Source organism: Desulfococcus multivorans (assembly GCF_001854245.1).
GTDB classification, from domain to species: Bacteria; Desulfobacterota; Desulfobacteria; order Desulfobacterales; family Desulfococcaceae; genus Desulfococcus; species Desulfococcus multivorans.
Genome location: NZ_CP015381.1, coordinates 4,394,027 through 4,415,206 on the forward strand (window position 1 = coordinate 4,394,027; position 21,180 = coordinate 4,415,206).

Below are 21,180 nucleotides of genomic sequence, written 5' to 3' on the forward strand. Positions count from 1 at the left end.
GGCAGGATCAAGGTCGCTTCAATCGCGAGTAGACGTCGTCGGTCATCTGCGACAGATCCCCCCTTCGGATATAATGATAGCCTACAGCGGCAATCATCGCCGCATTGTCGCCGCAAAAATCCAGAGGTGGGACGTGAACCGAAATTTTTTTATCCGTCCCCTCGTGCAGCAGGCGGCACCGAAGACGCTCGTTGGCGGCCACGCCCCCCACCATGGCGATATCTCGACAGGCCGTGGTCTCGGCCGCACGGATCACCTTCTCGACCAGCACATCCACCACAGCTTCTTGAAATCCGGCTGCGATATCGGCTATCCGACCGTCAAGATCATCACCATGGCGTTTTATATACTGATTTACCGCCGTCTTCAACCCGCTGAAGCTGAAATCGAACCGATCTCTATCCAGGTAAGCCCGAGGGAATTTGATCTTTTCGGGATTTCCTCGGGCAGCCAGGCGTCCGAGCACGGCCCCGCCGGGATATCCCAGCCCCAACATTTTCGAGACCTTGTCAAAGGCTTCTCCGGCGGCATCATCCCGGGTCTGCCCCAACAGTTGAAAACAAGTGGGTCCGGTGACATAGTAGATGCTGGTGTGGCCGCCCGACGCCAAAAGCGCCACAAAGGGGAACGGCGGCGGCGCATCGCTCAGAAAAACCGAATGAAGATGCCCCTCCAGGTGATTAACCCCCCGCCAGGGCACCTTCAGCATCCGCGCCAACCCTTTGGCGAAGGAGAATCCCACCAAAAGAGCGCCAACCAGTCCAGGCCCTTGGGTGACGGCAATGCCGTCCAACCGGCTAAAGTCGATTTGGGCGTCCTCAAGAGCCTCTAATGTCACGGGAACAATGGATTCCAGGTGTTTTCGAGAAGCCAGTTCCGGCACCACTCCACCGTACCGGTGGTGAATATCGACCTGTGAAGCGACGATGGAAGAGAGAATCCGCCGACCATCTTCGACCAAAGCGGCCGCGGTTTCGTCGCAGGAGGTTTCAATGCCGAGTATGATCATGATGCATGGATCCCCGGGTCGGTTGTTTCGAGGAAAAACGTCGGCAAATTCCCTGAACAATCGTCTGTTGCATCAGTGGTGGAATAAAAACGACGCTGTCCCAAAAACAGGGCTGTCAAAATCAGCATAGCCTCATCAATCAAGATCGATCTCCTCCAGGCAAATCGAAAACCGCCTGAGTGAAAGGCCGTGATGTTTACAAAAGGCCTTCGCTGCGGAGATGGCGGCATCATTTTCTGCCGATGACATGAAAGAAATGAAAACACTGCCAAAGCCATATTGCGTAAACAGGCGCTCGATATCCTCGAATGTCCCCAGGATCGGATAGCCCTGCAACCGCTTACCGGTTTTGACGGGGTCGTCGTCGATGAAGCCGACAGGATTGATGCCGTGGGATTTGTTGTTGACGATTTCCCGGAGGAGAATCTCTCCTCCCCGTCCGGCACCATAGATGACGGCTTTTTCTCCCCCAAGGGTCTTCCGGCTCATGAAATCCATGGAAATCCGGAATGATCCGCGAGTCCCCAGCAACAGTCCCGTGGTAAGCAACCAGTCAATGACGAATAGCCCCTTCGAAAAGTCTCTGAAACGATAAAGGAAGGTTATGGCCGCAACGGTGAAGAGCGTTGCGAGAGTAGAGGCCTTGATAAAAGTAAACACGTCGTCTGCACTCATGAACCGCCAGAAACCGCGATAGACCCCTACAATAAAGAAGGCGATGAACTTGCAGGCAATGACGGCTGGAAGGGAGGACAAAAACAATTTGAAGTAAAAAGCAAATTCAGCATCACTGAACCGCAGGCGGTAAGAGAGATAATAGGAGAAGGCAATGAGTCCGAAATCGAGAAAGACCAGAACGATCTGGCGCTTATATGTCAGTTCCATGAGAATGGGCGTATAACCGTGATTTCTGAATACCGAAAACTCCTTTTCCTCGTATACCCGCAGTTGGGCTATATAAATAGCCATGAGCGACAAAGACAACCCCAGAGGAATGATGACGGCAGGCGAGGACAGCGTGTCGATATTGTTAACGACCATCGCGGCTATGCCGGAGATGATACCTACGCCGTACAGGAAGAGTACCGCCTGGCGCTGACTGAAGCCCATCAGAACCAAGCGATGGGAGGTATGGTCCCGCCCTCCGGTGGAGGCTTTCCGTCCGCTCAGAAGCCGTATGCTTGTCACCAGGATGGTGTCGAGAATCGACACCATGAGAACCATCACGGGAACACCATACAAGGCCATGGGTCCAGAGATAGAGGACTCCGTATAGTGTATCCCCAGCATGGCCAGGGTGAACCCGATGACGAGACTTCCGCAGTCGCCCATGAATATGGAAGCCGGGTTGAAATTATAGACGAGAAATCCCGCGAGAGATCCCGCCATGAGAAGTGCCGCCGGAATACCGTTTTCGACCCCGGAAAAGGCGAAGAGAAGACCGAAGTAGACGGCGGCAATCATCCCGACGCCGGCACAAAGCCCGTCCATATTGTCAATGAGATTGAAAGCGTTGGTGATACCCACGATCCAGAAGAGGGTTATCAGGGTATCCAACGTCATGGAGTGAAACCAGTGGAGACGGAATCCCAAAAACGTCATCAGGGAAGCCGCGAGTATCTGGCCGATTAACTTGGTATGGGGCTTGATGCGAAGGAAATCATCCACTATCCCCAAAATGAACATGAGGGTGGCGCCTACCCATATGGCGGCGTCAATGGCAGGGGCGGTGGGCGGAACCCTCCCGCCGAAGATATAGTCCCAGAACCCGTCGAAGTCCGCCATGATACCAAGCGGAACGCCCATAGCGAGGTATATGGCGACACCCCCCATCAGCGCAGTCGGTGTCTTGTGCCAACGATCCTTGACAGGATAAGCGACCCAATCCCGTTGTCGAGCGAGGAACCTCACCGCGGGTGTCAGTACCACGCAGGCAAGGAAGGATATCAGAAAAATTGCATATGGCGGGATCATCTTGATTTATCGGATAACGGCGGTATCGGTCAGGGCAGGTATTCTGGAGACCCCTCATACACAAAATCGCGGAATCGCTTTTCGAGCGGTGCCGAGCTTCAATCGACCCATTTCACTTGAGGAGAGACACCTTTTCGAGCGATGATTTCACCGATGGCCCATGCCCTTTCTCCCAGGGCGTGAAGTCGATCCAAAACGTCCCCCGCCCGATCTTCGGGGACCACCGCGATCATGCCGATCCCATTGTTAAAGGTTCTGAGCATCTCGGTTTCGGAAACATTCCCACCGGATTGAAGAAAATGAAAAACAGGCGGACGCTCCCAACTTCCCCGTCGGATGGCCACGTCACACGCCTGGGGAATGATGCGGACGATGTTTTCGGTGATTCCGCCGCCGGTGATGTGGGCAAGGCCGCGGATGGGCAGGTCGCGTATCAGCATCTGTATCGTTTCCGAATAGATCCGTGTAGGCGTGAGAAGCACCTCGCCTATGGTCTGCTCCAGCTCGGGAACAGGGGTGTCGACGGTGAGTTTCATGATGTCGAAGCAGATCTTTCGTACCAGCGAAAAGCCGTTGCTGTGAAGCCCGCTGGAGGCGATGCCGATCAACACGTCCCCCATACGGATTTCAGCCCCGTCGATTATTCTGCTGTTGTCCACCAGGCCCACGGAAAATCCAGCCAGGTCATACTCGCCTGGATTGTACAGACCGGGCATCTCGGCTGTTTCTCCCCCGATGAGGGCGCAGTTGGCAAGCTTGCATCCTTCTCCTATGCCTTTTACAATGTCGGGAACGACGCTTTCGTCCAACACCCCCATAGAGACATAATCCAAAAAAAACAAAGGCTTGGCACCCTGAACCGCAATATCGTTGACACACATGGCCACGAGATCGATTCCGATGGTATCGTGGATGTTCGTCATGAAGGCAATCTTGAGTTTGGTGCCGACCCCGTCCGTAGAACTGACCAGAACCGGTTTTTCATACCCGTCCACATTCAGAGAAAAAAGTCCGCCAAATCCGCCGATTTCGCCCATAACGCCTTGCCGGGGTGTTCCCTTGGCGATGTCCTTGATTTTGTCGACGAGTCTGTTGGCCTTATCAATATCTACGCCGGCTTCCGCATATGTGAGCGACTTTGTCATGATTGTCCTTTTAATTATCTCGGAATACAGGAAATTAGTAGAAAAAAGTAAACCGATTTCCTTTAAATGTCAAAACAATTTTTTTGACATCGCCGCGCGCTTTGGGTAATAACGAATTCGGTGCATTGACGTGTAAGCTAGGCGATCAGGAGCATCAAGAAAATACTTCAAGGAGCTTTCCTATGAGACAGGTCAACGTGGGCGTGCTGGGATTCGGTACGGTCGGAACAGGCGTGGTCAGGATACTGTTGGAGAACAACCACCTCCTCAAGGCGCGAGTGGGCGCGGAACTGAACCTGAAATATGTGGCGGATATCGATACTGAAACCGATCGCGGCATTCGGCTGGCTCCTGGTGTTCTGGTGAACGACGCCTTCAAGGTCGTGACCGATCCCGACATCGATATCGTCGTCGAAATGATCGGCGGCGAAGGGATCGCCAAAGAGCTCATCCTGAAAGCCATCGAAGGCGGCAAGCAAGTGGTGACCGCCAACAAAGCCCTGATTGCCGGTCACGGCAACACCATCGCTCGGGCAGCTGCCGAAAACGGCGTGGACTTCGGATACGAGGCCAGCGTGGGGGGCTGCATGCCCATTATCAAATCGGTGCGGGAGTCCCTGGTCGGCAACCGTATCCATTCCATGGTCGGCATTCTGAACGGCACCTGCAACTATATTCTGACCCGGATCGCCGAATCCGGCAGCACCTTCGCCGAAGCGCTGGCCGAGGCGCAGGCCGAAGGGTTTGCCGAGGCCGATCCCACCCTGGACGTGGAAGGCTTCGATACGGCGCACAAATTGGCCATCCTGAACGCGCTGGCCTACGGCATGGAGATCAATTTGCACGATATCTATGTCGAGGGGATTTCCGGAATCGATCCCGTGGATATCGCCTATGCCGGGGAGTTCGGTTACAAGGTCAAGCTGCTGGCCATCGGCAAGGACAACGGCGATTCGGTGGAAGCCCGGGTTCACCCGACCATGATTCCCTTTGCGGATCCCCTCTCCAGCGTCAGCGGCAGCCTCAACGCCGTTTCGATCTCCGCCGACGCCGTCGATCGGATGATGCTGTACGGTCGGGGGGCCGGAATGATGCCGACAGGAAGCGCAGTCGTCTCGGATATTGTCGACATCACGAGGAACCTGCTTACGGGAAGCGTCGGGAGAATTCCGGTGTTATCCTATCAGCCGGAGGCCATCCACAAAATCCCCATCCTTCCGGTGGACGCGATACACACCCACTATTATTTCCGCTTCGCAGCCGTCGACCAGCCCGGCGTGCTCTCGAAAATCTCCGGCATCCTCGGCGACAACGGCATCAGCATCCGCTCGGTACACCAGAAGGGACGCCGATCCGAAGGTGCGGTGCCGATCGTGATGTTGACTCACAGAGCCAGGGAAGCTGCGGTGAAAAGGGCACTGAAGGAGATCGCCGATCTCGACATCGTCAGCGATCTGCCCGTGCTGATCCGCATCGAGGACGAAAACGGGGGCGAGTGATCATTCCCCGACCGTCAACATAACCCCCCTTATCGCCAATGAAAAAAGAGGTGCGCCATGTACATTGTCTGCTCAGATCTGGAAGGAGTCTTCGTTCCCGAGATTTGGATCAACGTCGCCGAAAAGACGGGCATCGAGGAGCTTCGATTGACGACACGGGATATATCGGACTATAATATTCTTATGCGGAAACGGCTGTCCATCCTGGATCGGCACGGTCTGAAACTCAAAGACATCACCGATGTCATCGCCGCCATGCGACCGCTGGACGGCGCCCTTGATTTTCTCGACTGGCTAAGGGCGAAGGTATCGGTTATCGTGGTGTCGGACACTTTCACCCAGTTTGCCGGGCCTCTCATTGCCCAACTCGGCTGGCCGACCCTGTTTTGCAACACGCTGGTCGTCTCGCCAGTCGGCAGGATCACGGATTATCGTCTTCGGCAACCCGACGGCAAACGCAGATCGGTCGAGGCCTTGAAAAGTCTTAATTACAAAGTCATCGCCATGGGGGACTCCTACAACGACATCACCATGCTCAAAACCGCCGATCACGGGATTCTTTTCAGACCGCCGTCCAACATAGTCGACGAGTTCCCTGAATTTCCCGTCACGACCGGATATGAAGAATTGAAACCCATCTACGAAAAAATTCTGGCATCGGAAGGCTGACGCCATGCCGACACATACGACCCGCTACCGGGTAATCTACGGCGACACGGATCAGATGGGGGTAGTCTATTATGCCAACTACCTCCGGTTTTTCGAGATGGGAAGGGCAGCCATGTTCAGGCACCTGGGCGTTTCCTACCGTGAGATCGAAGCCAGAGGCTATGTCCTGCCGGTATCGGAGGCTTTCTGTAAATATCATGCATCGGCGCGTTACGATGACGTGATCCTTATTGAGACCGCTTTGGACTCGGGCATTCGGGGCGGTATAAAATTCAACTATACCATCCACAGAGAAGCGGATGGGGTATCCCTCGCGACAGGCCATACCCGGCATGCCTGTATAACTTCCGAAGGACGGGTGGTTCGTCCTCCCCAATTTTTAAGGGAACTCCTCGTCCGAAAGGATGGGGGGGGCAAATGACGTCGGCCATGGACATTTCGGCCTTTTCAAACTGCCGCATTCTGGTTGTCGGCGATCTCATGATCGACGAATATGTCTGGGGAAGCGTTGATCGCATATCCCCTGAGGCGCCGGTTCAAGTCGTTATCGTAGACCGGGAGGAGTATACGTTGGGCGGCGCCGGCAACGTGGTCAACAACCTGGCGGCGCTGGGTGCCCAGGTTTCGGTTGCAGGCGTCATCGGTACCCGTGCCGACGGAGATCGACTCATGGGGATGTTCACGGCCATGGACGTCGATGCATCGGGAGTCGTTCGTGACCCCGTACGTCCTACTACCCGAAAAACCCGCATCATCGCCGCCAACCAGCATGTACTTCGTATCGATCGAGAGACCCGAAGCAGCATATCGGAGGACGCCCACCAGGCCCTGGACATGTTCATCCGTCGGAAATTGCCGCAATCGGATGTCATGCTGATTTCCGATTACGGCAAGGGTGTCGTCACGCCTTCCTTGATTCAGACCGCCGTTCGAATCGCCGATGCCTGCGGTAAAATCGTCATCGGTGATCCCAAAGGTGTTGATTTTTCGAAATATGCCGGTCTGACGTTAATCACGCCGAATCAGAAGGAGGCGGCCCTCGCATCAGGTGTCGATATCGCGGACGATGCCGGCCTGTCCCAAGCAGCCCACCGGCTTCTGGATATCTCCGGCGTCAGGCATCTCCTGGTCACGCGAGGGAAGGACGGTATGGTGCTCTTCGAAGAGGGAAAATCGCCTTATGCCATTCCAGCCGAAGCACGGCAGGTTTACGACGTATCGGGAGCCGGCGATACGGTCATCGCCGTTTTCGGTCTGGCCGTTGCCGCAGGACGGTCCTTCCGGCAAGCTGCCGTAATGGCCAATACGGCGGCCGGTCTCGTTGTGGGAAAAGTGGGAACCGCCACCATAACCCCGGCCGAATTGTCAACCGCATTACGCCATGACGCCATCTCCCGGAAGCACAAATCCCTGGCTGAATTGTCCAAAATCGTTTCCGAACTCCGACGAAAAGGCAACAGGATCATTCTCACCAATGGTTGTTTCGATCTTCTCCATGCCGGCCACATCCATCTGTTTTCAGCGTCCAAGGAAATGGGGGACGTTTTGGTTGTCGCCATCGACGACGATACTTCCGTCCGACGGTTGAAAGGAAACGGACGGCCGGTCATCGGCGCCCGGGAACGCGTCCGGATCCTGAGTGCGCTGGACAGCATCGACTACGTCGTGGTATTTTCCAGCGAGATGCTCCCGCAACTGATTGAAACCCTCCGACCCGACGTTCTGACCAAAGGCAGCAATTACACCGCCGACACCGTTCTCGGGCACGAACAGGTGGAACGGATGGGTGGACGGGTGGCCTTGGTCGAGGTGACGGAAAGCATCTCCTCTTCGGAGATCATTCAGAGCATTCGATCCAACCCGGCAAAGTGACCTGAATCAGCGACGAAGAGGGCATCAATGTTTATCGACGAAAAAGAAAACGGCATTACATTCAAGGTGTTCGTTCAACCCAGATCCTCCCGGAATATGATCGTCGGATCCCACGGAGACGCCCTTAAGGTCAAATTGACCGCCCCTCCCGTAGGAGGAGCGGCAAACCGTATGTGCATCACGTTTTTCTCGAAAATTCTCGGGGTGCCAAAATCTTATCTCGAAATCCAGGCCGGACACGCCGGTCGAACCAAAATTCTTCGCGTTCTCCTGGACGAGGGGTGCAGTGACCGGAGGCGCATTCGAGAGCTCTTGAAAAAAATATCGGTTCAATAAAAAATATTTCTTGACTTTATTCGCCGATGATATTAGTTTCGGGAATTGTTGATGCGGGGTGGAGCAGCCAGGTAGCTCGTCGGGCTCATAACCCGAAGGTCACAGGTTCGAATCCTGTCCCCGCTACCACACTTCTTCAAAACAAACGGTGCGATATCGATTCAGATCGACGTATTACAGTGTACTGTTTTAATCACGATTAAAACAGGGTTGTATTTTATGTTGACGCTATGGAAACATTGACGCTATCCACCATGCAATGCGAATTATTCAATTCACCTTTCCTGTTTTTATTGCCCATCCCTTCTACATACCACCCCTTCTATAAAAGAAGCGTAACGGTCGCGATGTGATGGAGATCCGAATGATACACCCACCGATGTAATTGCGGTTTACAATCGGGCACAGTGTCGGCATGCCTATCCAGAACCGTAAAGGCCATCCCCGACAGAGGGATACAGTGTGTCGTTACCGCTCTGAATATACATGCCGTCTGGTGAAAGCGTTTGTCGTCTGGATTGCCCAGGCAAACCGAACCGTTATAAAATCCGACCGCTCACGCCCGGAGCGTTCGACTTCGCCGGGTCGAAAAGCATCGCTTAACAACATTATCTTGAGGATGGTGTTTCCTTGAAAACCAAAACATCTCTATTTAAATTCCTGGAGTTCTTTCGTCACAAAAAGAATGGCTCATCAGCGCCGTCTCTTCTCTCGCCATTGTCCTTTCCGTCCCCCAGCGGACTGAGCGAGGAAACCTCCAACCGGTCCGTCAAGGGACTCATCATTGGCCTGCTGGCGGCACTGCCGCTCGTATATGGCTTTTTCTGGGGCGACTATTTAGAGATGCTGGAAATTTTCGTCTACCACCGGGAGACCTCGTGGTCTGTCGATGTGATCCGGATCTCCGTCTGGATCGCCCTGGCGGCCCTGGTGTGGCGCGTCTATCTCGTTTACACTTACCGTCCCGCAGCAGCCTGCACCGATCAGGAGCTGCCCCTCTGTTCGGTTATCGTGCCGGCGTACAACGAGGGCGCTCAGGTGCTCTATACCCTCCGCAGCGTGGCGGCCAGTGATTATCCCGTCGAGAAACTGCAGATCATCACTGTCGACGACGGCAGTAAGGACGACACCTGGCGCTGGATGAAGCAGGCCGAAAGAGAGCTGGGAGATCGGGTGGAATTGATCCGCCTGGCTGAAAACAGCGGAAAGCGCCGTGCCCTTTATGAGGGGTTTCAGCGCAGCCGGGGGGATATTTTGGTGACCATCGACAGCGATTCCGAGGTGGATGCCTCGACCCTTCGCCATCTCGTCAGCCCCTTCGTTCGCGACCCCATGGTAGGGGGCGTCGCCGGCAACGTTCGGGTGCTCAACACTGCGGCAGGCATCATTCCCAAGATGCTCGACGTCGGTTTTACCTTCAGCTTTGATTTCATCCGGGCCTCCCAGAGCCGGGTCAACACGGTGATGACCACTCCGGGAGCGCTGTCCGCCTATCGGCGGAGCGTCGTCGCTCCAGTGCTGAAGCAGTGGCTCCACCAGACCTTCCTGGGTCGGCCCGCCAATATCGGCGAGGACCGCGCTTTGACTAATCTGATCCTCAAGAACGGCTACCATGTCCATTTTGCCAAAAAAGCCTTCGTATATACCGAGGTGCCCACCGCTTACATGGGGCTTGCCAAGATGTTTCTGCGATGGGCCCGCTCCAATGTGCGGGAGACGATCGTCATGGCGGGGTTTATCTTCAAACGGTTTCGCAGGACGCCGGCTCTCGGGGCCCGCATCAACCTGCTCCTTCATCTGCATCGCATGACCATCGGTGAAATCCTCAAGATCTGGTCCCTGGGCGTCATTGTCTTTTACCCGACGCTGTTCCTGCTCAACATGTTCACGGGCGCGATTCTCTTTTCAATGATCCCCGGACTGTTTTATCTTTACCGGCACAAGGACAGCAATTTTCTGTGGGCGATCCCCTACAGCCTTTTCTGGCTCATCGGCCTGTCCTGGATCAGTCTGTATGCCTTGTTCACGCCCCACCGCACGGGTTGGCTGACACGGGACCTGAAAGATCAGGCAACGCCTTTGCTCGCGGCCGTCCCCCAAAAAAGCAAGTAGCCATTCAACGACCCGGGTCTGAAAAAGGACGGCCCGGGTCGTTTTTGTCAGACCGCCCGATACACCTCGGATCGACCGCTGCAATTCCGATTACAATCCGCCATTTTTATCGGATCGACCCCATCTATTCAACGCTTCCGCCGGATATACCTGCATTGTAATACATCATGACCGGTTCAAATCGGATAGAACCGACTCCACCAGACGCCGGATCTCCTTCAAGCGAGCCTCGGACACAGCCTCAAAGCGCAACACCAGGGCCGGTTGCGTGTTGGAGGCCCGCACCAACCCCCATCCGTCGTCAAAGAGAATGCGAACGCCGTCGATGTCGATGATGTCATAACGGGTTTTAAAATATCCGATCGCTTTCTCCACGAGACCGAATTTTTTGTCGTCCGGACAATCAATCCGGATCTCGGGCGTCGTATAGGTTCGGGGAAGATCCGAGAGCAGGTCCGAAATCCGCCGACCCGTGGCCGCCAGAATCTCCAACAGACGGCAGGAGGCATAAACGGCGTCGTCGAAGCCCAGATAACGGTCTTCAAAAAACATGTGGCCGCTCATCTCGCCGGCCAGAACCGCCCGTTCCTCTTTCATTTTAGCCTTGATCAGGGAATGGCCGGTCTTCCACATCACGGCACGTCCGCCCCGCCTTTCGATGTCGTCATACATCACCTTGGAGCATTTGACCTCGGAAATAAACACCGATCCGGGTCTTCGGGAAAGGATTTCCCTTGCATAGAGGACCATGAGTTTATCACCGTAGACAATCTTGCCTGTTTCGTCCACCACGCCGATGCGGTCCCCGTCTCCGTCGTAACCGATGCCGACATCCAACTCATGCTTTCGAACAAGAGCGATAAGGTCTTTCATGTTATCGAGAACCGTGGGATCGGCTTCGTGATGGGGGAAGGTGCCGTCCATCTCACAGTAGAGTTCATGAACCTCACAGTTGAGATTCTTCAAAATGGGTACCGCTACCACGCCGGCCGTGCCGTTGCCTGCATCGATGCCCACTTTCAACGGTCGGGCGAGAATGATGTTCTCCTCCACGAATCGCTGATATTCAGGGATGATTTGAGCATTTGAACAAGACCCCACCCCCCTGATGAAGCGACCCGCCTCTACGATTTCGCGGATCGTCTGCAGATCTTTTCCATGTACGGAATCGGACCCGATGCAAATTTTAAAGCCATTGTATTCCTTGGGATTGTGACTCGCCGTGACCATGACGCCGCCGTCCTGTTTCAGGCTTTGAATAGAAAAATAGAGCACGGGAGTCGGACAAATGCCGATATCCGTAACCTGACACCCTGCGGCAATCAAACCCTCGATCAAAGCCCCTGCAAAATCATTTGACGAAATACGGCAGTCGCGTCCAACCGTCATCTTGCGACACTCCCTTTGGACCATAAAGGTACCAATCCCCTGGCCCAGCCACCGGACCTCTTCAATCGAGATGTCCTTGCCGGCAATCCCTCTGATATCATATTCTCTAAAAATTTCAGGATTCATCGATATTCCTTTATTGATATGGCTTTGATGCGGTTTACCGCGGTCCGCTATTTCAAATCAACGATTGTCCAAAACGGCCGGCCATGTGTGGGACGACCGTCATCGATCCGATATCGAGAAAAACCCGAAGCACATGGCTTCGGGTTGTAGATTACAGGGTTGATATCACTCAGATCTTCAGAAAAAATCATTGCATCAACAGACAGCTCCGGACAGCTGTCTGTTTCAGTTCAAGGCAGCCCTTCTGGCGGCTTTGATCTTTGCTTTCAATCGTTTTCTGTAATGCTTCTTACTGTTGTCGCCGCGGGACGCGTTGTCGCCAAGTCGGAAGATAACCTCCTCCAAGGCAGCAACCAGATTCAGGTCACCGACAGTAGATCCCCCCGCCATGAGATGTGCCGTTCCGGTAAGAATTTCCCTTATCTCTTCAGAATTCATATCCGGATCAACAGCGAGCATCATCGCTACGGCAGCTGTGACATAGGGTACCGCCATGCTGGTACCGCTCGTAATCCCAAGACCTTTCATGGCATCACCATTGGTAATATCCACAGATAGAATATTGGCGCCCGGCGCCAGAATGTCTATCTCATCTCCAAAATTACTGAACGTCGCCAACCGACCGTAGGCATTGCTTGCGCCAACGGCAATGACTTCCGGATATCTTGCAGGATACATCACTGAGAACTTCGGGAGAGCATTATTCAAATCACCATCCGCCGATCCGCCATCCGCCGATCCGCCATCCGCCGATCCGCCGTCCGCCGATCCGCCGTCCGCCGATCCGCCATCCGCCGATCCGCCGTCCGCTGATCCGCCATCCGCTGATCCGCCATCCGCAGTAATTTTCAGCGTAATATTTGGATCATAATTGGATTTGTTTCCTGCGGATGCCAACATGATAACACCGGCTTTGGCACTCTCCTGGATCGCCCGCCTCACGGCCGGGCTGTCCTGACGATAAGCGATGCTCATGTTGACGATCTTGATGTCGTTATCAATGGCCCACTGAAGGCCATAGATAATATTGGAGAGAAAGCCCATGCCGTCATCACCCAGAACCTTGACGGAATAAAGATCAATATTCGCTCCTGCTCCCCATCGATGTTGGGGGTCCAGAATTCCGCCGATGATACCGGCGACATGACTCCCGTGACCGTTATCATCAAAGGCCGTTTCAGTTTTGAGTTTAAATATATCGTCGCTTTCAACGAATTCCACGACGTTAACAGCGCTTTCTGCAATACGCCATAAATAACGATGATACGCTTGCATACCCGTATCAAAAATGGCGACGGGTGCGCTGTTCATTTTTAATTTTTTCAATGCAAAAGCAACCGGATCCGGAATGTTATCGTGTTGAAGCACGCCAGAAAAAAAACGATCGTCATAGGGTTGGTCAAACAGTTTGAGAACGCTCCAGGGCGCCTCGTAACGATGTTGCTGCCTGTCCAGAAAAGGCGAACGCGTCAACGGCCTGATAAAACTGACGCCCTGGCCGTACAGACTTTCGTTGCCGGACAGTTCAAGATCGCTCTCTATGGATGAAATACGATAGTCCGCAGCCATTTCCGCATCGCTCACGCGCTCCGGAACCCCCATCACCAGTCCGTCGATGATGGGAATTTCCATGAATGTGACAACACCCCGTTGTCTCCATTCCCTGGCGTAAGCCCGAACGTCTGACCAGGTTCTGCCTTCATTGAACAGAACAATCTTTTTCCGGTAATTGTCAAGGAGATGCCTCGGGTTCCGGTGATTATCAAGGATATGTCTCAAGTTCCGGTGATTATCAAGGGGATACCTCGAGCTCTGGGCGCAAAGGGGTGTAAGCCCCACGAACATCAAGCCCGTCAGGGCAACAGCCGTATACCACATCAATTTCAAATATTTCATCTCTTCCCCCCATGATTATCGATTCAATTCGATACTTGTTTTTTAAAATATTATAAAATGTTACGCATTTAGAAGATGTCACCCGTCAAAAAAGCATATGAATTTAATTATAAAATGATTTTAAAAAAAATCTCCTCTTCCGACAAGGAACAATTCATTTATATTTTGTTCGGGAATTGCCAAAATAATTCAGGCAAATCGTGGAAAGCCGAAATACGGCGCATTGCCGATCGGCCGGCGCAATGCCTTCTGATCAGGGTACGGGTACCCAATCAGATACCGAGGAATTCAGCCATATGCTCGACATTTTCGGTCAAACATAATGTCTACGTCCTCATTTTTGAGGCTTGAAATCAATCCATACCTTGCGGAAAGGGATGTAAGCGCCTCCCAAATAGCTGATTTCAACTCCTTTTACCCACGGCTGAAACAGATAGTTGAAGCTGTTGACATGTTGCGTGATGATCGGCGCTTCCGACATGACCAGACGTTGGACCTCACGGTAGATTTCGACCCGTTTCATATAGTCCATCTCTCGTCGGGCCTCTTCAAGTGCCTGATCAATGATGGGATTTGAATATCCCATCCGGTTGGTTCGGCTCCTGGAATGACAGAGCACATAAAGAAAATTATCCGGATCCGGATAATCGCCATACCAGGCGGCATAAAACAGCGGTACTTTTTTTTCGTCGATCAAGGACAGGAAATGCTGCCAATTATCGGCCACCCTGGGGATCACCGTAATACCGACGGCCTTCAAATATTTCTGGTAGGCCTGAAGTTCAAGCTGAACGCTCTCGGATTTGGAAAAGGTCCACAGTTCAAGCGGCGGAATCCCCTTACCGTTGGGAAAACCAGCCTCCTCCAGAAGCTGTTTGGCCTTATCCAGATTATAGGTATATCCAACAAAATCCGGATTGAATCCGGCCAGACCGGGCGGGAGGATTCCCTTGGCCCTGATGCTTCCCCGCTTGGTGATCTCCTTCACGATCGTATCGGTGTCTACCGCATAGGAGATGGCCTGACGAACCTTAATATTGTCCAAAGGCGGTATGGTGACGTTTATTCCGACATAAACAAGGTTGAGCAACGGCTTGCTGACAAGGTTATATCGTTTTGCATAATCCGCACTGGACTTGATCATTTCATACTTGTCACTGGGAATGATGGACTCTTCCAGATACCCCCGCTCGAAATCGCTGAAAATATTTTCGAGTTCATTGTTCGGATATATCTGAAAATATAGAGTGTCAAGGAAAGGGCTCCCGTTAAAATATCCGTCATTTGCCGAGAGAATGATGCCCTTTCCCGATGTCCATGTCTCGAAACGAAACGGCCCGGTTCCCACAGGATTTGTCCTGAAATCTATTCCTACAGCCTCTTTGGGTATCACTTTGGCGTTTGCCATGGCGAGTATCGAGAGGAAAGGCGCATAAGGCTGCTCAAGTCGGATGAGCAGCGTCTGCGGATCCTTGGCGACGAGCCCGGTGACCCTATCGGCGAGTCCCTCGCGAAACGCTTTAGCGCCTTCGATGTTCAAAAAGAACGAAGCCACAGGGGATCGGGTCGCAGGATCGAGGATCCTTTGAAATGAATAGACAAAATCCTCAGCCGTCACCTGTCGGCCATTATGAAATCGCACATCCTTTCGAAGGAGAAACGTATAGGATTTGTGATCTCTCGCGATCTTCCAGATATCCGCTATGGCGGGAACGATATTCAAATCCTTGTCATACTCCACAAGACCGTCGAAGATGTTGTTAGCCACATTCACGGCATAGATATCGGTAATATACGCCGGATCGAGCGAATTGGGTTCCCCGGAAAGGGGAATATTGTATTTTCCTCCGGGAACCGGTCCTGGAGCCGCCCAGGCCAAGGTAGCCCACACCCCCCATGTGAGCGTCGCCAAAAACGTCAATAGATGTCGTTTACGGATCATGTTTAACAGTCTCATCTTCTCTTCTTCTCCTTTTCATCGGGATTCCATTTAAGGAAATAACACCCTCCAGGCTTCATGGCTCTTTCCTGAAACTCACTCGAAAACCGCCTGTTATGCGACAGGCCTCAGATCACATCTACCCGGGAAGGGTTCACCGAACGGCCACTATAAATCAGGATATCGCAGTCGCTGTCCAATCGGCCACAAAAGCGTAAAACTGGTCCAGGGCGCTTTTCCAGGGTCAGGTTCGTTTGGCGATCGGCAGTTGAATCAATCGGCTTTCTTCAAATAATTCGTGTGGGTTTCTGACTGCCAACTGCTCTTCATAAATTTCCAGAAGGACATCCACCACATCGGAGTCAAATTGTTGTCCTTTATTGTTGACCAGTTCGGTTTTGATAAGGAGCGCCGGAAGCGTATCCCGATAGCTTCTTCTGGAATTCATGGCGTCGAATGCGTCGGCTGCGATGATGATCTTTTCCGATACAGAGAGCTGATGGCCCATCAATCCATCCGGATACCCTCGTCCGTCCTCTCTTTCGTGGTGATGACGGACGATGCGTCGTTCCTCTCTGAGAGATACGATGGGTTGAAGAATTTCCTCACCAATGACGGGATGCTGCTGGATCACTTGACACTCCGACCTATTCAATCTACTGCTTTTATTTAGTATATTATCCATGATCCCGATTTTCCCGATATCATGAAGCAACGCGGCGTTGTAGAGGACCTGAAGGGAATGAACGTCCAGGTTGATCCGTCTGCCGATTTCTCGACTCAGGTTGGCCACCCGTTCTCCATGACCGTGGGTGTATTTATCCTTGAATTCCAGTGATTTGGCGAGAGATTTGATGGAACTGATATAGGCGTTTTCCAGTTGAGCGAATAATTTAATATTTTCGATGGACGTAGTGGTCTGACTGGCCAGGACACAGAGGGTCTGTATCTCCCCCAGCATCATGATGCTTCTCTGACGGCGGATAAGATTGATGAATCCCGCAATCTCCTTGGACTGACGCAGTGGTATCGAGATGCGTTCGAGTTCAGGAAAGGAACTGATGCCGGACTTGACGAACGGTGAACCGAGACCGGATATAGAAGCATTTTCACTGATAAACATAAGAGGCTCCGCATCCAGCAGCGGCGGCTTTTCAAGAAGCCGATGATATTTCACGCGATCGTTCTCGTTCACCGAAGGCTTGATGACGCTTGCCACCATTCGAGTCGAGTCATCCGGCTCTACGATCAAAAGTGATGCAGCCATGGTATCGGTGGCCGAAAGTACCACTTCCAGAATCTGGTCATAAAGACGATCGTGGTTTTTGAGGGAGGTCATGGCCTGACTGGCATCAAAAAGATACCTGAGCCGTTGGTTCGTGAGGGTCAGTTCCGCATTGGAATTCTCTATGATTCGAATGTGATCCTTCAGCTTTTCCTGCATATTTCCGAAACGGCGCGCTAAATAACCAATTTCGTCTCGGGATTCCACCCGAATCTCCTGGTCATAGTCTCCTTTTGAAATACCCTCGACATGTTTCATCAATGTGGCGATCGGCCGGGTAATGCGTGTCGAAAAAAGCACGGAGATCAAACAACTTATGATGAGAACGATACCGCCCAGAATCAGAAGTGTTCTCCGGGTCTGATCAATGCCGGCATTCATGGACTCGAGGGACAACCCGATCCGTACGGTGGCCCAATGTTTTTTGAGGACGGTAATAGGTGCGGAAATTTCGCAGATATTCTGTTTAGGGTCATTATCCAGGACGAGGTATCGGACCGAGACGCTTCCAGCGTCAGACACTTGGGTGGCGGGCAGCGATTTTAAGAGGGACGCCTTGAAGCGAGGGACACCTTTATAGGCTGCCGTCTCACCGTCAAAAAGCTGGATCGAGGCATATACGAGTTCATTTTCCGAAACGGTTTTGGCTACGTTCTGTTCCATGCCGACATAGTTGTATGTCGAGACGAGGCTCGTATTCACGGCGGCAAGGTTTTTGGCGATGGTGACCCCTCGTTTCAGGAATTCCTCTAAAATCGAGTTGTGCATCCTTCGCTCCACGACCATGATGGTAATGGTCATGATCATGCACTCCAGGAGGATGATGCCGATCATGAATTTGGTCTGCAGGCGAATGCCAATATCAGCTCTCTGTTTTGGTGCTATCGATTTCATGATCAACATGTTTTCGCACGAGAATAAAACAGGTTCATAGCACGGGATATCAACATCGGATCCATTACGTCACGACTCCACCAAAACCACGGTTTATACAATCAGACATTGTTGCCCGTCATCTGAATCGAAACCAAGGCATTTTTTACCAGGAAGACCATAATTGTTCAGACAATGCGCATTCCTCCATTTTGTTGATATAAAAACGTAAATCAGTATCAACAGCACGCGATCGACGGTCATGCACTTATGATCGGATCAGTAACGTATAACCCTGAAAAAAACACTATAACTTTTTTTATATTCTTCTTGGCCAAGAATATGTGAAATACATCACAAAAACTCGGAAATTTCAAACATAAATGCACCGGCCTCATTCGAAATCAGATTAATTCATAATTCCTCGAGCCGGATATCGGCGGTTTTGACCCTGAAATCGATCGATACGAACGCACATCAGCCCTTCACCACGGCCATGGGCCGCAACCGTGCCACCTTACGAGAAAGGCCCGCGCCGTGCACAACCGCCACAACCTGGGAAATGTCCTTATAGGCATCCGGCATTTCCTCGGCCATCGTGCCGCGGCCGGTCCACCGGACCAGGATACCTTTGTCCTCCAACTCCCGATAAATGGCCCGGCCTTTGGCGGCCTTTTTCGCGGCTGTCCGGCTCAACACTCTGCCGGCACCGTGACACGTGGAGCCGAATGTCTCCGCGAGAGCCGTCTCCGTTCCCACGAGAACATAGGACGCCCTCCCCATGTCGCCGGGAACCAGCACCGGCTGCCCAACCGACCGGTAGGCGGCGCAGACCGCCGGGTGACCGGCCGGAAACGATCGGGTCGCCCCTTTCCGGTGAACACAAACGGTGCGACGTTTACCCTCGATCAGATGTTCTTCTTTTTTGGCGATATTATGACAGACGTCATACAACAACCGCATGGCAAGGTCTCGGGGTGAAATATGCAGCACATTCAGTAACACCTCCCGAGCCAGGTGCATGAGGATTTGACGATTCGCCCAGGCGTAATTGGCGGCGCAGGCCATGGCGGAAAGGTAGCGCTGACCTTGGGGAGACTGGATCATGGCACACGAAAGTTGACGATCGGGCAGATCAAATGGAAGGGTCTGGACATGTCGTGCCATGACGGCCAGGAAATCGTCGCAGATCTGATACCCCAGGCCCCGGGACCCCGTGTGAATCATCAGCGTAACCTGCCCTTCATAGAGGCCGAACGACCGAGCCACCGTATCGTCGTAGATCTCGTCCACCACACCGACTTCGAGAAAATGGTTGCCCGATCCCAGGGTTCCCAGTTGCTTTTTGCCCCGAAGCATCGCGCGGTCGCTCACTTCACCGGGATCTGCACCGGGAAGCACTCCCCCCTCCTCGGTGTGCTCGATATCCCTCTCTTCGCCGAAGCCGTTCTCGACCGCCCATCGACTGCCGGTCCTGAGAACGGTTTTTTCATCCCGCTCGGTGAGCTTGACGCTCCCCTGGGAGCCGACTCCGGAAGGAATGTTCCGATATAGCCCGTTCACCAGGTCTTCCAGACGCGGCCTCACATCCCCCTCCGCCAGCCGGGTAGTCGCCAGCCTCACCCCGCAGTTGATGTCATATCCGACGCCGCCGGGAGACACGATGCCGTCCTGCCAGTCAAACGCCGCCACTCCACCGATGGGAAATCCGTAACCCTGATGAACATCCGGCATGGCCATGGAGGCCTTCAGGATACCGGGAAGAGAGGCCACATTGGCCACCTGTATCAACGTATCTTCCTGCCGTATCGCCGCGATCATGTCCCCGTCGGCATAAATTCTGCCCGGAACCCGCATATTGCCGGTCCTGGGCAACTCCCACACATAGTCATTGATTTTGATGAGTTCCCTTGTCATCATTACCTCCCCTTTTTCGGTTTGGCGGCAACCGGCGTCCTTTCATCGGCTTCAGCGCCGAGATATCAGCCACCCGGTTCCATTCTCCGGATCGGCATGACCTGCGAGATGGCGGGATGCTTGCAGCAGCGCTGAATCTTTTTGAAGAAAGGCCGCATGAATTCGAACATTAATAATTTCGAACATTAATAATAAAGATATGCCCGGTTCCAGAAAAAACCAAAGGTCAATGCCGTCGCAACCCGTTGAATGATTTCTGATCCACCGGGATATCCATATTTCCATGGACGTCTAAACGAATTTGTAATATCATCCGGTTGTTCGTAACGCCTATCGCCTCCTCTTGAGGAAGTCCAATGAAAATAGACGGTCTCCGATATCCATTGATCATCGCCCACCGGGGCTACAGCGCGAGATATCCGGAAAACACCTTGATCGCCTTTGAAAAAGCCCTCGAATCAGGAGTCCAGATGATCGAACTGGACGTAACGCTGACACGCGACCGGAAAATCGTGGTCATTCACGACGAAACCCTTTACCGAACGACAAGCGGCCGCGGCAAGGTTGCCGATTACACCCTCACTGAATTGAAGATGCTGGATGCGGGCGGTTGGTTTTCAGATCGTTTCTCGGGGGAAGCCATCCCTGTCTTGACGGAAGTGTTGACGCTGGCAGGGGGTCGGGCCACCGTCAATATCGAAATCAAACCCGAGGCCTACGACCCTCGACACCCGAAAGACGCCATCGAACGTCAGATATGGCGTATGTTGCATCATCGACACCTTCTGACGGATGTATTGGTTTCCAGTTTTGAGGCGGAGATTCTTGCAGAGTTGGCTCGGATGACCCCGAAACCCAATTTGGCGTTTCTGACGAAAGGCAGAACCGACACCGGTGTTTTCGATACCTGCCGAAAAATTGACGCCTTTTCCTGGAATGCCCACTACCGCGATTTGAATCGAACCCGTGTTGAAAACGCCCACGATCTGGGACTGAAGGTCTTTGCCTACACGGTCAATGCACCCGACGACATTCTGGCACTGATCGACATGGGGGTGGACGGCATCTACACGGATGATCCCACGGCGGTCGATATGGACCTGAGATGCGGGCGTAGGGTTTCATAAATGGGGAGGTGG

Annotated in this window: 16 protein-coding genes and 1 tRNA gene; 8 read left to right on the forward strand and 9 right to left on the reverse strand. The window is 53.0% G+C overall.

Features of this window, described 5'->3' with window-relative positions; all coding sequences use genetic code 11:
• Positions 1-7: 7 nt before the first annotated feature.
• The 4 genes from tsaD to purM all read right to left on the reverse strand — a co-directional run bounded on the left by tsaD (position 8) and on the right by purM (position 4,128).
• Positions 8-1,009 (reverse strand): tRNA (adenosine(37)-N6)-threonylcarbamoyltransferase complex transferase subunit TsaD, encoded by a 1,002-nt coding sequence (gene tsaD / locus dmul_RS19270; protein WP_020878337.1) that lies wholly within the window; start codon positions 1,007-1,009, stop codon positions 8-10.
• A complete protein-coding gene (locus dmul_RS20395; protein WP_153302763.1) occupies positions 1,006-1,152 on the reverse strand; it encodes a hypothetical protein in 147 nt (48 codons plus the stop codon). Before dmul_RS20395 ends, tsaD begins: the two co-directional genes overlap by 4 nt.
• Positions 1,145-2,983, reverse strand: a complete 1,839-nt coding sequence (locus dmul_RS19275) for a glycosyl transferase (RefSeq protein WP_070962401.1) — start codon at positions 2,981-2,983, stop codon at positions 1,145-1,147. The genes dmul_RS20395 and dmul_RS19275 overlap by 8 nt, the downstream gene beginning before the upstream one ends.
• Positions 2,984-3,081: 98 nt before the next feature.
• On the reverse strand, positions 3,082-4,128 hold the full coding sequence (purM, locus tag dmul_RS19280; protein ID WP_020878335.1) for a phosphoribosylformylglycinamidine cyclo-ligase: 1,047 nt from the start codon (positions 4,126-4,128) through the stop codon (positions 3,082-3,084).
• 182 nt (positions 4,129-4,310) lie between these two features.
• On the opposite strand from purM, the gene dmul_RS19285 reads away from it, so the two are divergent.
• The 7 genes from dmul_RS19285 to dmul_RS19315 all read left to right on the forward strand — a co-directional run bounded on the left by dmul_RS19285 (position 4,311) and on the right by dmul_RS19315 (position 10,616).
• Positions 4,311-5,627 (forward strand): homoserine dehydrogenase, encoded by a 1,317-nt coding sequence (locus dmul_RS19285; protein ID WP_020878334.1) that lies wholly within the window; start codon positions 4,311-4,313, stop codon positions 5,625-5,627.
• Between the two features lie 57 nt (positions 5,628-5,684).
• Entirely contained in the window at positions 5,685-6,296 is a 612-nt protein-coding gene (gene thrH / locus dmul_RS19290; RefSeq protein WP_020878333.1) for a bifunctional phosphoserine phosphatase/homoserine phosphotransferase ThrH, read from the forward strand.
• Between the two features lie 4 nt (positions 6,297-6,300).
• Positions 6,301-6,717 (forward strand): acyl-CoA thioesterase, encoded by a 417-nt coding sequence (locus dmul_RS19295; RefSeq protein ID WP_020878332.1) that lies wholly within the window; start codon positions 6,301-6,303, stop codon positions 6,715-6,717.
• A complete protein-coding gene (gene rfaE1 / locus dmul_RS19300) occupies positions 6,714-8,168 on the forward strand; it encodes a D-glycero-beta-D-manno-heptose-7-phosphate kinase (protein ID WP_020878331.1) in 1,455 nt (484 codons plus the stop codon). The genes dmul_RS19295 and rfaE1 overlap by 4 nt, the downstream gene beginning before the upstream one ends.
• A gap of 27 nt (positions 8,169-8,195) precedes the next feature.
• A complete protein-coding gene (locus dmul_RS19305; RefSeq protein ID WP_020878330.1) occupies positions 8,196-8,504 on the forward strand; it encodes a DUF167 domain-containing protein in 309 nt (102 codons plus the stop codon).
• A gap of 52 nt (positions 8,505-8,556) precedes the next feature.
• A tRNA-Met gene (locus dmul_RS19310) sits at positions 8,557-8,633 on the forward strand.
• A 501-nt stretch (positions 8,634-9,134) separates the two neighbouring features.
• The gene (locus dmul_RS19315) at positions 9,135-10,616 is read left to right on the forward strand and encodes a glycosyltransferase family 2 protein (protein ID WP_020878329.1); all 1,482 of its coding nucleotides are present in this window, start codon (positions 9,135-9,137) and stop codon (positions 10,614-10,616) included.
• Between the two features lie 165 nt (positions 10,617-10,781).
• Here the strand turns inward: dmul_RS19315 and dmul_RS19320 are convergent, their stop codons facing one another.
• From dmul_RS19320 to dmul_RS19345, 5 genes are all read right to left on the reverse strand, one after another.
• The gene (locus dmul_RS19320; protein WP_020878328.1) at positions 10,782-12,131 is read right to left on the reverse strand and encodes a phosphomannomutase/phosphoglucomutase; all 1,350 of its coding nucleotides are present in this window, start codon (positions 12,129-12,131) and stop codon (positions 10,782-10,784) included.
• Between the two features lie 225 nt (positions 12,132-12,356).
• Positions 12,357-13,763, reverse strand: coding sequence for a S8 family serine peptidase (locus dmul_RS19325; RefSeq protein WP_169829056.1), 1,407 nt, complete (start codon positions 13,761-13,763; stop codon positions 12,357-12,359).
• A 598-nt stretch (positions 13,764-14,361) separates the two neighbouring features.
• Positions 14,362-15,984 (reverse strand): ABC transporter substrate-binding protein, encoded by a 1,623-nt coding sequence (locus tag dmul_RS19335; RefSeq protein ID WP_020878183.1) that lies wholly within the window; start codon positions 15,982-15,984, stop codon positions 14,362-14,364.
• Between the two features lie 226 nt (positions 15,985-16,210).
• Positions 16,211-18,145: an HD domain-containing phosphohydrolase gene (locus dmul_RS19340; protein ID WP_159449747.1), complete on the reverse strand. Its 1,935-nt coding sequence runs from the start codon at positions 18,143-18,145 to the stop codon at positions 16,211-16,213.
• A 456-nt stretch (positions 18,146-18,601) separates the two neighbouring features.
• Positions 18,602-20,044, reverse strand: a complete 1,443-nt coding sequence (locus dmul_RS19345) for an RtcB family protein (RefSeq protein ID WP_269466183.1) — start codon at positions 20,042-20,044, stop codon at positions 18,602-18,604.
• 353 nt (positions 20,045-20,397) lie between these two features.
• On the opposite strand from dmul_RS19345, the gene dmul_RS19355 reads away from it, so the two are divergent.
• A complete protein-coding gene (locus tag dmul_RS19355) occupies positions 20,398-21,168 on the forward strand; it encodes a glycerophosphodiester phosphodiesterase (protein ID WP_020878186.1) in 771 nt (256 codons plus the stop codon).
• Positions 21,169-21,180: the final 12 nt, after the last annotated feature.

Bases quoted from the DNA above. Each gene is read 5' to 3' on its own strand.
- rfaE1 (WP_020878331.1), top strand. From the start codon at position 6,714: ATGACGTCGGCCATGGACATTTCGGCCTTTTCAAACTGCCGCATTCTG.
- dmul_RS19305 (WP_020878330.1), top strand. From the start codon at position 8,196: ATGTTTATCGACGAAAAAGAAAACGGCATTACATTCAAGGTGTTCGTT.
- dmul_RS19340 (WP_159449747.1), bottom strand. From the start codon at position 18,145: ATGAAATCGATAGCACCAAAACAGAGAGCTGATATTGGCATTCGCCTG.
- tsaD (WP_020878337.1), bottom strand. From the start codon at position 1,009: ATGATCATACTCGGCATTGAAACCTCCTGCGACGAAACCGCGGCCGCT.
- dmul_RS19355 (WP_020878186.1), top strand. From the start codon at position 20,398: ATGAAAATAGACGGTCTCCGATATCCATTGATCATCGCCCACCGGGGC.
- dmul_RS19325 (WP_169829056.1), bottom strand. From the start codon at position 13,763: ATGGAAATTCCCATCATCGACGGACTGGTGATGGGGGTTCCGGAGCGC.
- purM (WP_020878335.1), bottom strand. From the start codon at position 4,128: ATGACAAAGTCGCTCACATATGCGGAAGCCGGCGTAGATATTGATAAG.
- dmul_RS19275 (WP_070962401.1), bottom strand. From the start codon at position 2,983: ATGATCCCGCCATATGCAATTTTTCTGATATCCTTCCTTGCCTGCGTG.
- dmul_RS19285 (WP_020878334.1), top strand. From the start codon at position 4,311: ATGAGACAGGTCAACGTGGGCGTGCTGGGATTCGGTACGGTCGGAACA.
- dmul_RS19345 (WP_269466183.1), bottom strand. From the start codon at position 20,044: ATGATGACAAGGGAACTCATCAAAATCAATGACTATGTGTGGGAGTTG.
- thrH (WP_020878333.1), top strand. From the start codon at position 5,685: ATGTACATTGTCTGCTCAGATCTGGAAGGAGTCTTCGTTCCCGAGATT.
- dmul_RS19320 (WP_020878328.1), bottom strand. From the start codon at position 12,131: ATGAATCCTGAAATTTTTAGAGAATATGATATCAGAGGGATTGCCGGC.
- dmul_RS19335 (WP_020878183.1), bottom strand. From the start codon at position 15,984: ATGAGACTGTTAAACATGATCCGTAAACGACATCTATTGACGTTTTTG.
- dmul_RS19295 (WP_020878332.1), top strand. From the start codon at position 6,301: ATGCCGACACATACGACCCGCTACCGGGTAATCTACGGCGACACGGAT.